This is a genomic window from Acidovorax sp. 59 (genome assembly GCF_002754175.1).
Classification (GTDB): Bacteria; Pseudomonadota; Gammaproteobacteria; order Burkholderiales; family Burkholderiaceae_C; genus Acidovorax; species Acidovorax delafieldii.
In genome coordinates, this window is sequence record NZ_PEET01000001.1 from 252,898 (window position 1) to 267,879 (window position 14,982).

Here is a 14,982-nt window from a genome sequence, read left to right on the forward strand (position 1 = left end):
GAGGCCGCAGTCTAAACCGATGTTTCGGGCCAGAACACCCGCTTTTCGCCAACCGTTGCTCCATTGCTTGTGCTTTGTCCACGGTCAAAGCACCGCAGCGCGCCTCGGGGGTAATCGGCGCGCGCAGGCGCAAACGCCGGGTGCGTCCCTAGAATGTCCCGCCTCACACCCGAAAGACCGCTTCCATGACCCAGGGACTGATCCGTATCCGCGGCGCACGCCAGCACAACCTCAAGAACCTGGATCTGGACATCCGTACCGGAGAACTCACGGTGGTCACAGGCCCCAGTGGCTCGGGCAAGTCAAGCCTGGTGTTCGACACGCTCTATGCCGAGGGCCAGCGCCGGTATGTGGAGACCTTCAGCGCCTATGCGCGCCAGTTCCTCGACCGCATGGACAAGCCCGCCGTGGACAAGGTCGAGGGTGTGCCCCCAGCCATTGCCATCGACCAGACCAACCCGGTCCGCTCCAGCCGATCCACCGTGGGCACGATGACGGAGCTGAACGACCACCTGAAGCTGTTGTTCGCGCGTGCTGGCCAGTTGTTCGACAAGCAGACGGCGCAGCCGGTGCGTCACGACACGCCCGAGACCATTTATGCGGAGCTACAGCAGCGCAGCGCCGCAGCGGGCGACCCCCGCATCGTTCTGACCTTCCCCGTCGAGCTGCCTGCCAACACCAGCGCAGAGCAGGTCGAACAATGGCTGTCTGCCAGTGGCTTCACCAAGGTGCAGGCCGAGCGCGAAGTGGCCACGCCCACCGGCCCGCGCAAGGTGCTGGATGTGGTGGCCGACCGCTTCCGCCTGGGCAACGCCGAGAAGGCGCGCGTGATCGAAGCCATCGAGGTCGCGCTCAAGCGCGGCACGGGGCGGCTGAATGTCTATCGTCTCGTTGACGAAGGTGACGCCGAACTCTGGCGCTTCTCCACCGGCCTGCACTGCCCTGACAGCGACCTGCGCTACAGCGACCCCATCCCCTCGGCCTTCTCGTTCAACTCCGCCGTGGGCGCGTGCGACAGCTGCCGGGGCTTTGGCCGCGTGATCGGCGTGGACTACGGCCTGGTAATCCCCAACGACAAGCTCACCCTGCGCGCCGGTGCCATCAAGACCATCCAGACGCCGGCATGGAAGGAAGCGCAGGACGACCTCATGCGCCACGCAGAGGCGGCAGGCATCCCGCGCGACACGCCCTGGAACAAGCTCACCGACGACCAGAAGAAATGGGTCATCGGCGGCGCGCCCGGCTACAAGGACGGCCAGTGGAGCAAGCAGTGGTATGGCATCAAGCGCTTCTTCGAGTACCTGGAAAGCAAGGCCTACAAGATGCACATCCGCGTGCTCTTGTCCAAGTACCGCAGCTACACGCCATGCCCCACCTGCGCCGGTGCACGCCTCAAGACCGAAAGCCTGCTCTGGCGCATCGGCCGCAAGGAAGATGCCGATGCGGTGCTGGATCCGGGCAAACGCTTCATGCCCGAGGGGGTGCAATGGTCGCGCGAGCAACTCGAAGCGCTGCCCGGCCTGTGCCTGCACGACCTGATGCTGCTGCCCATCGACCGCCTGCGCGCTTTCTTTGCGCGCATGCAGTTGCCGGTGGGTGACGATGCCAAGGGCGGCGATGCCCAGGCGCTGAAGCTGCTGCACGAAGAAATCACCACGCGCCTCAAGTACCTGTGCGATGTGGGCATTGGCTACCTCACGCTCGACCGGCAAAGCCGCACGCTCAGCGGCGGCGAGGTGCAGCGCATCAACCTCACCACGGCCCTGGGCACCAGCCTGGTCAACACGCTGTTTGTGCTGGACGAACCCAGTATCGGCCTGCACCCGCGGGACATGCACCGCATCACCGAGGCCATGCTGCGCTTGCGCGACGCGGGCAACACCCTGGTGGTGGTGGAGCACGACCCCGCCGTGATGCTCGCGGCCGACCGCATGATCGACATGGGCCCTGGCCCCGGCCGCCTGGGCGGTCAGATCGTGTTCGACGGCACCACCGCCGACCTGCGCAAGGCCGACACGCTCACGGGCGCTTACCTGGGCGGGCGCAAGCATGTGGGCTTTGGCTTCAAGCGCATGGTGACGGAATCGACCCCACGCCTCATCCTGGAAGGCGCGCGCGAGCACAACCTGCAGGATGTGACGGTCGAATTCCCGCTGCAGCGCCTGGTCACCGTGACGGGCGTGAGCGGCTCGGGCAAGTCCAGCCTGATTCAGGACGTGCTGGCCCCCGCGCTGTTGCGCCACTTCGGCAAGGCCACGGATGCACCGGGTGCGCACGACCGCATGCTGGGCGCCGACCACCTGTCGGACGTGGTGTTCGTGGACCAGTCGCCCATCGGCAAGACCGCACGTTCCAACCCCGTGAGCTACGTGGGCGCGTGGGACAGCATCCGCGAACTCTTCGCCGTGGCGCCGCTGTCCAAGCAGCGCAGTTACACCGCCGCCAAGTTCAGCTTCAACAGCGGCGACGGGCGTTGCCCCACCTGCGGCGGCTCGGGCTTTGAGCATGTGGAGATGCAGTTTCTGAGCGACGTGTACCTGCGCTGCCCTGACTGCGACGGCAAGCGCTACCGGCCCGAGATTCTGGAGATCACCATTGAGCGCGGCGGCAAATCGCTGAATGTGGCGGATGTACTGGCGCTGACCGTGGCCGAAGCTGCGGCCGTCTTTGCGAACGACCGCGACGTGATCCGCGCGCTGCAGCCCATTGTGGACGTGGGGCTCGAATACGTGGCGCTGGGCCAGCCCGTGCCCACCCTGTCGGGCGGTGAGGCGCAGCGCCTCAAGCTCGCAGGCTTTCTGGCCGAGGCTGCACGCGTACAAAGCAAATCGCGCCAGACGGTGGCACGCAAGGGCACCCTGTTCCTGTTCGACGAACCCACCACCGGCCTGCACTTTGACGACATCGCCAAGCTGATGCGCGCACTGCGCAAGCTCATCGACGCGGGGCACTCGCTCATCGTCATCGAGCACAACCTGGACGTGATCCGCGCGAGCGACTGGCTGATCGACCTCGGGCCGGAAGGCGGCTATGCAGGTGGTCTCATCGTGGCCGAGGGCACGCCCGAAGATGTGCGGGCCCACGCCACATCCCACACCGGGCAGGCGCTGCGCGACTACGAACTGGCCCTGGGCGTGGGCGGCCACTCGGTGCACGAAAAGGCTGCGGCGCTACGAAAATCAGAGCGCCTTGCGCATATGGATCTAGCGCCTGCGGCCAAAAACGCCATAGAAATCGTCAATGCGAAGGAACACAACCTCAAGAACCTGAGCGTGGACATCCCGCGTGGCAAGTTCAATGTGGTGACGGGCGTGAGCGGCTCGGGCAAGTCCACGCTGGCGTTCGACATCCTGTTCAACGAAGGCCAGCGCCGCTACCTCGAATCCCTCAATGCCTATGCGCGCAGCATCGTGCAGCCTGCAGGCCGGCCCGAGGTGGATGCGGTGTACGGCATTCCGCCTACCGTCGCCATCGAGCAGCGCCTGTCGCGCGGCGGGCGCAAGTCCACCGTGGGCACCACCACCGAGGTGTGGCACTTCCTGCGTCTGCTGTACGTCAAGCTCGGCACGCAGCACTGCGTGAAGGACGGCGCCGCCGTGCAGCCGCAGACGCCCGAGAGCATCGCCGCGCAGCTGCTCACGCAGTTCCGCGGCCAGCACATCGGCCTGCTCGCGCCGCTGGTGATGAACCGCAAAGGCGTGTACACCGAACTGGCCGACTGGGCTCGCCCGCGCGGCTACACCCACCTGCGCGTGGACGGCAACTTCTTGCCCACCACGAACTTCCCGCGCATCGACCGCTTCAAGGAACACACCATCGAGCTGCCCGTGGCCAGCCTCGATGTGTCGCCCGAGAACGAAGCGGCTTTGCGCACCGCGCTGGCCGATGCGCTCACGCACGGCAAGGGCGTGGTGCATGTGCTCAGTGGCATCACCGGCCTGCGCGAAGCCATGGAGGGCGGCCAGCCCACGGCCGGTATTGGCACGCTGCAGGCGTTCTCCACCAAGCGCGCCTGCCCCGTGTGTGCCACCAGTTATGCCGAGCTGGACCCGCGCCTGTTCAGCTACAACAGCAAGCACGGCTGGTGCCCCGACTGCGTCGGCACCGGCGTCAAGCTCACCAAGGACCAGCGCAAGGTGTTTGACGACTCGGTGCAGGACGACAAGGAAAAAGGCCGCGAGCAGACCTTTGCCGAGCCCGAGGTGGAAGACCTGGCCGACACGGCCTGCCCGAGCTGCAGCGGCACACGCCTGAACGCCACCGCGCGTGCTGTGCAGTTTGCCGGTGTGGGCATTACCGACATTGCCGCGCTGTCCGTGACCGATGTGCGCCGCTGGGTCGAGACCCTGCGCATTGAAGGTGGCATGACGGCGCGCGAGGCCGACATTGCCCGTGACCTGGTGCCCGAGATCCAGAGCCGCCTCGAATTTCTGGAAGAAGTGGGCCTGGGTTACCTCACGCTGGACCGGGGTGCGCCCACGCTCAGCGGTGGCGAGGCCCAGCGCATCCGCCTGGCCGCGCAGCTGGGCAGCAACCTGCAGGGCGTGTGCTACGTGCTCGACGAGCCCACCATCGGCCTGCATGCGCGCGACAACCAGATTTTGCTCAACGCCCTGCACAAGCTGGGCGACAAGGGCAACACGCTGGTGGTGGTGGAGCACGACGAAGACACCATCCGCCGCGCCGACCACATCATCGACATCGGCCCCAGCGCGGGCAAACGCGGCGGGCGCCTGGTGGCGCAGGGCAGCGTGGCCGACATCACGGGCGCCGAAGATTCCCAAACCGGCCGCTACCTGCTGCATGCCATGAAGCACCCGCTGCAACTGCGCCGCAGCATGGCGCCCGGCGAGGTCAGCGCCGAGGCCACGGCGGCCTTTGCCCAGGCCGAGGCGGCCGCGCCCACCGGCCGCCAAAGCGCTGCCGTCAAGAAGCGTGCGGCGCAGGCTGCATCGCTGGCTGCAGACGCGCTGACCGAGGCCAAGGAACGCGCCGCCATGCGCTGGCTCACGGTGCACGGCGCGCAGCTGCACAACCTGCAGAACGTGACGGCCACCGTGCCGCTGCACCGCCTGGTGGCAGTGACGGGCGTGAGCGGTTCGGGCAAGTCCACCCTGGCGCGCGATGTGCTGCTGGCCAACGTGCAGGCCTGGGTGCAGCAGCGCAGTACCAAGGCCGGGCGCGATGCCATGGATGCAGGCAAGGCACCGCCGCTGGTGGGTTGCATAGGCCTGTCGGGCTTTGAGAGCATCGACCGCGTGCTCGAAGTGGACCAGACGCCCATCGGCAAGACGCCGCGTTCATGCCCCGCCACCTACATCGGCTTTTGGGACACCATCCGCAAGCTGTTTGCCGAAACGCTGGAGGCCAAGGCACGCGGCTATGCGGCCGGGCGCTTCAGCTTCAACACCGGCGAAGGCCGCTGCCCCAGCTGCGAAGGCGCGGGCGTGCGCACCATCGAGATGAGCTTCTTGCCCGATGTGAAGGTGCCCTGCGAGACCTGCCACGGTGCGCGCTTCAACCCCGAAACGCTGGCCGTCACCTGGCGCGGCAAGAGCATTGGCGATGTGCTGCAGATGGAGGTGGACGAGGCGGTGGGCTTCTTTGCCAGCATGCCCAGCATTGCGCACCCGCTGCAGCTCTTGCAGGACGTGGGCCTGGGCTACCTCACGCTGGGCCAGCCGTCACCCACGCTGAGTGGTGGCGAGGCCCAGCGCATCAAGCTGGTGACCGAACTCACCAAGGTGCGCGACGAGGTCGGCCGCCGGGGCCAGAAGGCGCCGCATACGCTGTATGTGCTGGACGAGCCCACGGTGGGGCTGCACATGGCCGACGTGGACAAGCTCATCCGCGTGCTGCACCGCCTGGTGGACGGCGGCCACAGCGTGATCGTGATCGAGCACGACCTCGACGTGATCGCTGAGGCCGACTGGATTCTGGACCTGGGGCCCGAGGGCGGTGGCGCAGGCGGCCGCATCGTGGCGGCGGCCACGCCCGAAGACGTGGTGGCGGCGGGGACCCACACCGGCAAGGCCCTCGCGCCCGTGCTGGCCCGCTGAGGCGTGCAGGGCTGACGGCAGGAGGCTGGGCCAGCCTGGTGGTTGGCGCACAGCCCTGTCGGCCTCTGTCCTACGCACTGCGCAGAACATGGCGCACGCGCTGCATGGGATGGGCTTCCTACGATGGATTGCAGGGGATCGGCTCCCCACCTTCCATCCACATTTCAAGGACGCCCATCACCATGAACGCATTCAAATTCCTCAAGACCTGTACCGCTCTGGCGGCCACCTCCGTGTTGCTGGTGGCCTGCGGCGGTGGCAATAACGACGACCCATCTCCCAGCAACGAGCCCGGTGTGCTGACAGTCAGCAACGCCACCATCGACGGCCTGAATGGCGTGTATGGCAATGGCGCTCTCAACCTCACCGATGTCGACAAGAAGAACCCTGTCGGTTCGGTGCCGGAGCTGTGCACCTTCCGGTTTGATGGCGCCAACAAGGTGGGCTCATCGGCCACGGCCTTTGGCGATATCCGTTACCGCCCCGACGCCACCAGCCTGCACCAGGTGTTCCTGACGTTCGATGGCAAGGAATACGGCAGCGGCGAACCCACCGACACTGCCGTGGTCCGCGAAAGCGACCAGGTGCGCTTCAGCGGCAAGACGCTGACGGCGTCGGACGGATCTGGCGCCACGCTGCGCGTCAGCGGCATCGTGCCCATGCGCCCCAACCGTCCTTCGGGCTGTTGAGTCCGCGTTTTGCGCCTCTGAGACTCGGTTCAAGATCTGATTGCTTGTCTCCCTCCCCGGTCCCTTCGGCCGGTTCAGCCCCAGCTGCGATAGCGGCAGGGGCTTTTTTTTGGGGGCGTGCGCGGGGCGGGTGCACACCGCTCTCCCTCGGGTTGCGGCGCAGGGCTGGGCGAACCTGTGCACCTGCGATCCCGGTGCGCGCAGCGGTTTGCTGGCGGCACAATGCATCGGTGTGCTTGCGGCGCTGTGGCCGCGCTGCACGCTACCCATCGTCCATGCCCGTACCACCCCCTCACCCAACCACCGTGGTGTGGCTGCACCCCGAAGCACCTGCCAAGCCGGCCGAGGGAGCGCCCTGCAATGGCTGTGGTCTGTGTTGCCTGGCGGAACCATGTCCGCTGGGTGTACTGGTCTCGCGCCGCCGCCGTGGCGCCTGCGTAGCCCTGCGCTGGAGCGATGTGGACCAGCGCTACTGGTGCGGCATGGTGGCCGATCCGGCCGGGGTGACGGGGCTCACCCACCCCTGGGCAGTGCGCGCCATGTCGGCGCTGGCGCGGCGCTGGATCGCATCGGGCGTGGGTTGTGATGCGCGGCTGGACGTGCAGGGTCCGCCACCAGACAACCAGCTGAAGTAGCCCGCTATAAATTCAATAGCTATTCGGGAATGTTCGACTAGCGCAAGCAGTGAATTGGACTGAAATTTCAGCCCCCCGCACTGCGCCGAGCCAGGTGCACGCCCGCCAGCATGCAGCGCACCGATCCACCCGCCAGTTCGATGGTTGGCACGTCCAACGGCAGCAAGCGGGCGCTTTGCTCGATGGTGGCACGCTGCGCCGGTGTGAGGCTGGCAGCGGCGCGCGCCGACAGCGCCAGCACCCGGCCCTGGGCGCCCGAGAGCTCCAGCGCGTTGCCGGCAAATTCCCTGATCTGGTGGGGGCTCAGGGCGATGACCTCGCGGCCCGTCTCGCGCAGGCGCTCGCACACGGCTGCACGGCGCGCAGGATCGGTGATCATGTGAAAGCCACCCAGCGCAAACGCGGTGCCAATGCAGAGCATCACGTTGGTGTGGTAGCAGGGCTGGCCCTCCTCGTCTGCAGTGGCAAAGACCACGGGCTCGTAGTTGAAGTGTGTGCAAAAGCGCTCCAGAGCCACGGGGTCGGCGCGGTTCGATTGCGCGGTGTAGGCAATGCGGCCGATGTGGTCCAGGACCATCGCACCGGTGCCCTCCAGAAATATGCCGTCGGCCTCCAGTCCCGAGTAGTCGATCACGTCCTGCACGCGGTACTCGGCCTTGAGCAACTCGATGACATCGCTGCGCCGCTCGCGTCGCCGGCTCCTGGCGTACATGGGGTAGATCGCCACATGGCCGCCCGCGTGGGTGGAGAACCAGTTGTTGGGGAACACTGCGTCGGGCGTGTCGTGCTCGCCAGGGTCGTCGAACAGGTGCACGCGCACCCCCGCGCCCTCCAGGCGCTCTGCCGCAGCAGTGACCTCGGCAAACGCGCGGCGCGAGGTGTCTGGGGCCGCCAGCTGCGCGGTGCGCACCTGAAAGGCGTTGTCGGCGGCGGTTTCGGGGTTGGGGTGAAAGCGATGCGGGCGCACCATCACAACGGCGCTGGGGGCTTGGACTGAGGCGTGCATGGCGGGGCGGGGTGTGAAAGAAGAGCGAAGAAGCCCCAGAATTTTCTTGGCAGCCCCCGCTATCCCCTAGCCTCAGAATTGATCAAAATGGCTGATAAATTGCCGTTCTGCCAGTTTTGAAGCCCACTATGACCAAGCTCGACGACACCGACCGCGAAATCATCAGCATCTTGCGTGCCGACGCGCGCACCCCTGTGGCCACGTTGGCGCAAAAGCTGCGCGTGTCGCGCGGCACCGTGCAGAACCGCCTGCACAAGATGGAGGAGAGCGGCGTCATCACCGGCTACACCGTGCGCCTGCGCCCTGATTCCGAGCCGCAGCGCATCCGTGCGTGGATGAGCATTGCGGTCGAAGGCAATGCCGCCCCCGCCGTCATCCGGGCGCTGCGCGGCGAGCCCACGGTGGGCACGTTGCACACCACCAACGGCCGCTGGGACATCGTGGCCGAGGTGCGTGCCGAGAGCCTGGAAGCATTTGACGCAGCCCTGGGCCGCATTCGCCTCACGCCCGGCATTGGCAACACCGAAACCAGCATCTTGTTGTCCACCTACAAGGCGTGATGCGGCCCTGGCGGTGCACCAGCGCAAGGGCTGCGCGCTGGCGCCTGGGCGACAGCGGCTAGGGGGTTTCCGCATGCCCTTGCAGCGCGGCCTGCAGTCCAATGGCGAAGTCTTTGTTTTTGCATTTTCAGGAGCCTCGCCATGCAACGTCGCCAGATCATCCAATGGGGAGCCGCCAGCCTCGCTGTCCCCGCATTCCTGGCGCAGGCCCAGAGCTTTCCCAGCAAGCCCATCAAGCTCGTGATCGCCTTTCCGGCCGGTGGCCCCACCGACATCACCATGCGGTCGCTGGCCGACAACGCCAGCAAGATCCTGGGCCAGCCCGTGATCGTGGAGAACAAGCCCGGTGCCGGCGGCACCTTGCCCGCGCAGCAGCTGCAAACTTCTCCGGCCGATGGCTACACGGTGGCGCAGATTCCGCTGGGCGTGTTCCGCCTGCCCTACACCACCAAGATCAACTGGGACCCGGTCAAGGACATCAGCTACGTGCTCAACGTCACCGGCTACGCGTTTGGCCTGGTGGTGCCTGCCGACTCCCCGCTCAAGACCTGGACGCACTTCGTGGCCTGGGCCAAGGCCAACCCCGGCAAGCTGAGCTACGGCTCCACCGGCACCATGACCAGCCCGCACCTGACGATGGAACTCATCGCCCAGCAGCTGGGCCTGGAGCTGCTGCACGTGCCCTACAAGGGCAGTGCCGACCTGATGCAGTCCATCCTGGGCGGGCAGATCATGGCGGCGGCCGACTCCACGGGCTTTGCGCCGCAGGTCGAGGCCGGCAAGCTGCGCGTGCTCAACACCTGGGGCGCCGAGCGCCTGGCCAAGTTCCCCGACGCACCCACGCTCAAGGAGCTGGGCCTGAACCTGGTGCAGAACTCGCCCTTTGGCATCGGCGCCCCCAAGGGCACGCCCGATGCGGTGGTCAAGCGCCTGCATGATGCCTTCAAGCAGGCCATGGAGCAGGAGAGCTACAAGACCGCGCTGGCGCGCTACGACATGGTGCCGATGTACATGAGCACGTCGGCCTACAAGAAGTTTGCGCAGGACACGTTCACGCGCGAGAAGGCGCTGGTGGAGAAACTGGGCTTGGCCAAACCCACCTGAGGCCACTCCCTTCGGAGGGGGCAATGCGTTCCGTGTGATGATCCGCAGCATTGAACGGAACTCACACACGATATGGCATCCCCCTCCGACAGCATCAGCATGGCCCTGTTTTGCGACTTTGAAAACGTCGCCCTGGGCGTGCGCGATGCGCAGTACGAAAAGTTCGACATCAAGCCCATCCTGGAGCGCCTGCTGCTCAAGGGCTCCATCGTGGTCAAGAAGGCCTATTGCGACTGGGAGCGCTACAAGGGCTTCAAGGCCACCATGCACGAGGCGAATTTCGAGCTGATCGAGATCCCCCATGTGCGCCAGTCGGGCAAAAACTCGGCCGACATCCGCCTGGTGGTGGATGCGCTGGACCTCTGCTACACCAAGTCGCACGTCAACACCTTCGTCATCATCAGCGGCGACTCGGACTTCTCGCCGCTGGTGTCTAAGCTGCGCGAGAACAACAAGCAGGTGATCGGCGTGGGCGTGAAGCAGTCCACGTCCGATCTGCTGATTGCCAACTGCGACGAATTCATCTTCTACGACGACCTGGTGCGCGAAAACCAGCGCGCCCAGGCCCGCCGCCAGAGCCCGGGCAGCAATCCGGCACCCGCGCCCCGTCGCAGCCCCGAGGAGGAGCGCAACCGCAAGGAAAGCCAGGACGCACGCCGCACCCAGGGCGTGGAGCTGGCGGCCGAAACGTTTGAAGCCCTGCTGTCCGAGCGCGGCGACACCGGCAAGATCTGGGCCTCGGTGCTCAAGGAGGCCATCAAGCGTCGCAAGCCCGATTTCAGCGAAGGCCGGTATGGCTTCCGCACCTTTGGCAACCTGCTCGAAGAAGCGCAGGCGCGCGGCCTGCTGGAGTTTGGGCGCGATGAAAAATCGGGAGCCTATGTGTTCCGCAGCCACGGTGGGCCGACGGCCGCCGCCGCGTCCGCGCGGCCTGAAGGCGCCGGTGAGCGAGCCAGCCAGGGCGGCGCCACGCGGCACGACTTTCATGCGGTGGCGACGGCACCCGATTTGCGTTCTGACAGTGGCGAAGGGCAGGGCGCGCCGGGCCGCAGCCGGGGGCGTCGCGGTGAGGGCGCAGACCGCCCAGACACACGCTCCACGCAGCGCAGCGAGCCGCGCCATGACTCGAACCAGGAGCCATTGGCGTCCGAGCAGGCGGATGTGCCGGCAGAGCGCCCGACCAGCCGCTATTTCAGCCAGCCAGTGGCCCACGAGGCCGAGCCATTGGAGCGGGTGATCGACAGCAGCCCTGAGCAGGATGCGCGCGCCGAAGCGTTGGATGGCTCCGAGGCCCCGGCAGAGCAGATACCTGCTGAGAACGATGGTGCCGAGCCTGCAGCCCCTCGCCGCAGCCGCGCCCGCAGTGGAGGAGGTGCCAAGCCAGTTGCCAGCGCCCCCAAGGCTGCTGCCACGCCCCGAGCGCGTGGCGCGCGTGCCCTGGCGGATGCGGGCGGTGCTACAGGTGCCGAGGCATCGGCTTCTGCGGCCGAGGCACCAGCCGCTGAGGCACAAGACGCGGCTCCCACCAAGGCGGCCGCTCCCCGTCCACGCAGCCGGGCCCGCAAGCCGGCCGCTAAACCCGCCGAGTAAGTGTTACTGGCCCGCTGCGGTCGCTGAGCGCCGCAACGCCAGCCGCTCTTGCACTTCTTCGTAGCGGGGCGGCGTGCAGCCCGCCCGCTCCACACAGTGGCTGGCGCTGGCCAGCGCATGGTGCAGCACGGCGCGCAGTCGGGCCTCCGAAACGGGCGCCGTCAGGTCACCCGGGCGCAAGGTCAGGGCTTCTTCGCCCCGCTCAGGCCCTGCCAGCCAGGCGGTGATCAAACCCGCCAGAAAACAGTCGCCTGCGCCCACGGTGTCCACCACCGTGATCGGCGCTTCTTCGCGCGCATGCACGGCCAGGCCGTCGCGCTGCAGCAGCCAGGCACCTTCCGGCCCCAGCGTGAGCGCGAGCCATTGGGCCTGTGTTTGCTGCTGCAGATAGCGGGCGCGCTCCAATGCGTTGGCGCCCGGAACAGCCAGCGCTTCCAGGTCATCGTCGCTCACCTTGATGAGGTGGGCGTGCTGCAGCGCGGCCATCACATTGGCGCGGTAGGCACCGGCATCGTCCACGGCCGACAGGCGCAGGTTGGCATCCACCACCACCATGCTGCCCGCTGCGCGCTGCGCCGCCAGCCAGGGTTGGTAGATGGCGGCATCTTGTGCCACCAGCGCCAGGCAGCCCGTGGCCACCACCTGCAGCTCAGGCAATGCGGCGCAAGCAGCCGTCAGCGCGGCGGCCGTCACCTGGCGGTCGGCCACGCCGTCGCGGTAGAAGCTGTAGCTGGCCTTGCCCTCGGCATCCAGTGCGGCCAGTGCCAGCGCGCTGGGCGCACGCACCGGCGTGGGCGCTGCCAGGGCCACGCCAGCATCGTGCAGGCCGCGCGCCAGTTGTCGCCCCAGCATGTCGCCCGACAGCGGGTTGAGGTACAGCGTGCCCACGCCCTGCAGGCCCAGCGCACGCGTGAGGTTGTAGACCGCGCCGCCCGCGCAGGGCTTGAGGCGGCCATCGGGCTCTTCGATCAGGTCAAACAAGGCCTCGCCCGCCGTGGCCACCCGCAGCGGCGGTGCGGTGTGGGCGGGGCTGGAGTCGGCGGACTGGATAGGGAAAACCATAAGTAAATCCACTTGATTTATTAACTCGTCGGCCACTATAGTTCGATCCCATCCACCCGACAAGAGTGGTTCACCTGCCAGCCGCGCAGCACGGGGCCGACAGGAATCTGCCATCCCAACACCCGGAGACAACACCATGCAACGCACCCCCGCCTTCGCGCTTTCTGCCCTTGCCCTCACCGGCGCCCTGGCCTGTGGCCTGGCCCAGGCGCAGACATCCGAGCCCGTCATCGGCCTCATCACCAAGACCGAGACCAACCCCTTCTTCGTGAAGATGAAAGAGGGCGCCACGGCCGAGGCCAAGAAGCTGGGTGCCAAGCTGGTGTCGGCCGCCGGCAAGACCGATGGCGACAACGCGGGCCAGGTCACGGCCATGGAGAACCTGATCGCCGCCGGTGCCAAGACCATCCTCATCACCCCCAGCGACGCCAAGGCCATCGTGCCCGCGATCAAGAAGGCGCAGGCGCGCGGCGTGATGGTGATTGCGCTCGACAGTCCCACCGAGCCCATGGATGCGACGGACGCGCTGTTTGCCACCGACAACTACAAGGCCGGCGAGCTGATCGGCCAGTACGCCAAGGCCGCCGCTGCGGGCAAGAAGCCCGTGATTGCCACGCTGGACCTGTTCCCCGGCCACCCGGTGGGCGCGCAGCGGCACAACGGTTTCCTGAAGGGCTTTGGTCTGCAGGCCAACGATGCCAAGAGCAACGAGCTGTCGCGCCCCGCCGAAGTGGTCTGCATGGCCGACAGTTTTGGCGACCGCGCCAAGGGCCAGACCGGCATGGAAAACTGCCTGCAGAAGAACCCCGACATCAACATCGTCTACACCATCAACGAGCCCGCCGCAGCCGGTGCCTACAACGCGCTCAAGGCCGCAGGCAAGGAGAAGAACGTCCTCGTCGTCTCGGTGGACGGCGGCTGTGCAGGCATTGCCGACGTGGGCAAGGGTGTGATCGCCGCCACCAGCCAGCAGTACCCGCTGCGCATGGCCGCCATGGGCGTGGCGGCAGGCGTGGAATACGCCAAGACCGGCAAGAAGGTCAGCGGCTACACCGACACCGGCGTGACGCTGATCGCTGCCAAGCCCATGGCGGGCGTGGACAGCAAGGATGTGAAGACCGGCACCGACCTGTGCTGGGGCGCCAAGTAAGAGCCGTTCTCAAAACTCTTCTGGCGTCGTTGCTGCGTCTTGTCGTACTACCGTACTGCCTGCGACGCAGCGCCTAGCCAGAACCGCTTCGCTGAGTTTTGCGATCGGCTCCCAACCGTCAACTGCTTTCTGAGCGCCCCCTTTGTCCACCCGCACGGAGCCGCCATGTCCTCGACCGCTTCCAAACTACCGCCCCTGGCCACGCTGGGGCCGTTCATCGCGCTGATCCTGGCGTGCGCCTTTTTTGCCACGCAGAGCGAGCGTTTCCTGTCGGCGCAGAACTTCGCGCTCATCCTGCAGCAGGTCATGGTGGTGGCGGTGATCGCCATTGGCCAGACGCTGGTCATCCTCACCGCGGGCATCGATTTGTCGTGTGGCATGGTGATGGCGCTGGGCGGCATCGTGATGACCAAGATGGCGGCGGACTATGGCCTTTCGGCACCTGTTGCGATTGCCTGCGGCATGGCCGTGACCATGCTGTTCGGCCTAATCAACGGCCTCCTGGTCACCAAGATCAAGCTGCCGCCCTTCATCGTGACGCTGGGCACGCTCAACATCGCGTTTGCCGCCACGCAGTTGTACTCGGGCGCGCAGACCATCACCGACATCCCCGCTGGCATGACCGCGCTGGGCAACACCTTCCAGCTGGGGCAGACCGCCATCGTCTGGGGCGCGGTGCTCATGCTGGTGCTGTACCTCGTCACCTGGTTTGCGCTGCGCGAGACCGCGCCGGGCCGCCATGTCTACGCCGTGGGCAACAGCCCCGAGGCCACGCGCCTCACCGGCATTGCCACCGACAAGGTGCTGCTGGGCGTGTATGTGCTGGCCGGCCTGTTCTACGGCATCGCGTCGGTGCTGTCGGTGGCCCGCACCGGCGCGGGCGACCCGAACGCGGGCCAGACCGAGAACCTCGACGCCATCAGCGCCGTGGTGCTGGGCGGCACCAGCCTGTTTGGCGGGCGCGGCATGATTTTGGGCACGCTGGTGGGGGCGCTGATTGTGGGCGTGTTCCGCAACGGGCTCACGCTGATGGGCGTGTCGTCGGTCTACCAAATTCTGGTCACCGGCATCCTCGTGATCCTGGCCGTGGCCACCGACCAACTCTCGCGCAAAGGAGTGCGTTGATC

At 66.7% G+C, this 14,982-nt stretch carries 10 protein-coding genes; 8 read left to right on the forward strand and 2 right to left on the reverse strand.

What is annotated here, in order from left to right; translation table 11 throughout:
• The first annotated feature begins 185 nt into the window (after window positions 1–185).
• The 3 genes from uvrA to CLU87_RS01260 all read left to right on the forward strand — a co-directional run bounded on the left by uvrA (window position 186) and on the right by CLU87_RS01260 (window position 7,383).
• On the forward strand, window positions 186–6,059 hold the full coding sequence (gene uvrA / locus CLU87_RS01250; RefSeq protein ID WP_099729233.1) for an excinuclease ABC subunit UvrA: 5,874 nt from the start codon (window positions 186–188) through the stop codon (window positions 6,057–6,059).
• A 182-nt stretch (window positions 6,060–6,241) separates the two neighbouring features.
• Window positions 6,242–6,748: a hypothetical protein gene (locus CLU87_RS01255; protein ID WP_056057896.1), complete on the forward strand. Its 507-nt coding sequence runs from the start codon at window positions 6,242–6,244 to the stop codon at window positions 6,746–6,748.
• 275 nt (window positions 6,749–7,023) lie between these two features.
• On the forward strand, window positions 7,024–7,383 hold the full coding sequence (locus CLU87_RS01260; protein WP_056057899.1) for a hypothetical protein: 360 nt from the start codon (window positions 7,024–7,026) through the stop codon (window positions 7,381–7,383).
• Between the two features lie 67 nt (window positions 7,384–7,450).
• Here the strand turns inward: CLU87_RS01260 and ctlX are convergent, their stop codons facing one another.
• A complete protein-coding gene (ctlX, locus tag CLU87_RS01265; RefSeq protein WP_199170774.1) occupies window positions 7,451–8,389 on the reverse strand; it encodes a citrulline utilization hydrolase CtlX in 939 nt (312 codons plus the stop codon).
• Between the two features lie 128 nt (window positions 8,390–8,517).
• Between ctlX and CLU87_RS01270 the strand changes: the two genes are divergently transcribed.
• The 3 genes from CLU87_RS01270 (at window position 8,518) to CLU87_RS01280 (ending at window position 11,643) form a co-directional block, all read left to right on the forward strand.
• Window positions 8,518–8,949, forward strand: a complete 432-nt coding sequence (locus CLU87_RS01270) for an Lrp/AsnC family transcriptional regulator (protein ID WP_056057905.1) — start codon at window positions 8,518–8,520, stop codon at window positions 8,947–8,949.
• Window positions 8,950–9,090: 141 nt separating this feature from the next.
• Entirely contained in the window at window positions 9,091–10,053 is a 963-nt protein-coding gene (locus tag CLU87_RS01275) for a tripartite tricarboxylate transporter substrate binding protein (RefSeq protein ID WP_099729235.1), read from the forward strand.
• 72 nt (window positions 10,054–10,125) lie between these two features.
• Complete coding sequence (locus tag CLU87_RS01280; RefSeq protein WP_099729236.1) at window positions 10,126–11,643, forward strand: NYN domain-containing protein; 1,518 nt, start codon at window positions 10,126–10,128, stop codon at window positions 11,641–11,643.
• Between the two features lie 3 nt (window positions 11,644–11,646).
• On the opposite strand, the gene CLU87_RS01285 is transcribed toward CLU87_RS01280, so the two are convergent.
• A complete protein-coding gene (locus tag CLU87_RS01285) occupies window positions 11,647–12,705 on the reverse strand; it encodes a PfkB family carbohydrate kinase (RefSeq protein ID WP_099729237.1) in 1,059 nt (352 codons plus the stop codon).
• A gap of 136 nt (window positions 12,706–12,841) precedes the next feature.
• Here CLU87_RS01285 and CLU87_RS01290 point away from each other — a divergent pair, with 136 nt between their 5' ends.
• Window positions 12,842–13,855 (forward strand): sugar ABC transporter substrate-binding protein, encoded by a 1,014-nt coding sequence (locus tag CLU87_RS01290; RefSeq protein WP_057270396.1) that lies wholly within the window; start codon window positions 12,842–12,844, stop codon window positions 13,853–13,855.
• 165 nt (window positions 13,856–14,020) lie between these two features.
• Window positions 14,021–14,980: an ABC transporter permease gene (locus CLU87_RS01295; RefSeq protein WP_055393070.1), complete on the forward strand. Its 960-nt coding sequence runs from the start codon at window positions 14,021–14,023 to the stop codon at window positions 14,978–14,980.
• Window positions 14,981–14,982: the final 2 nt, after the last annotated feature.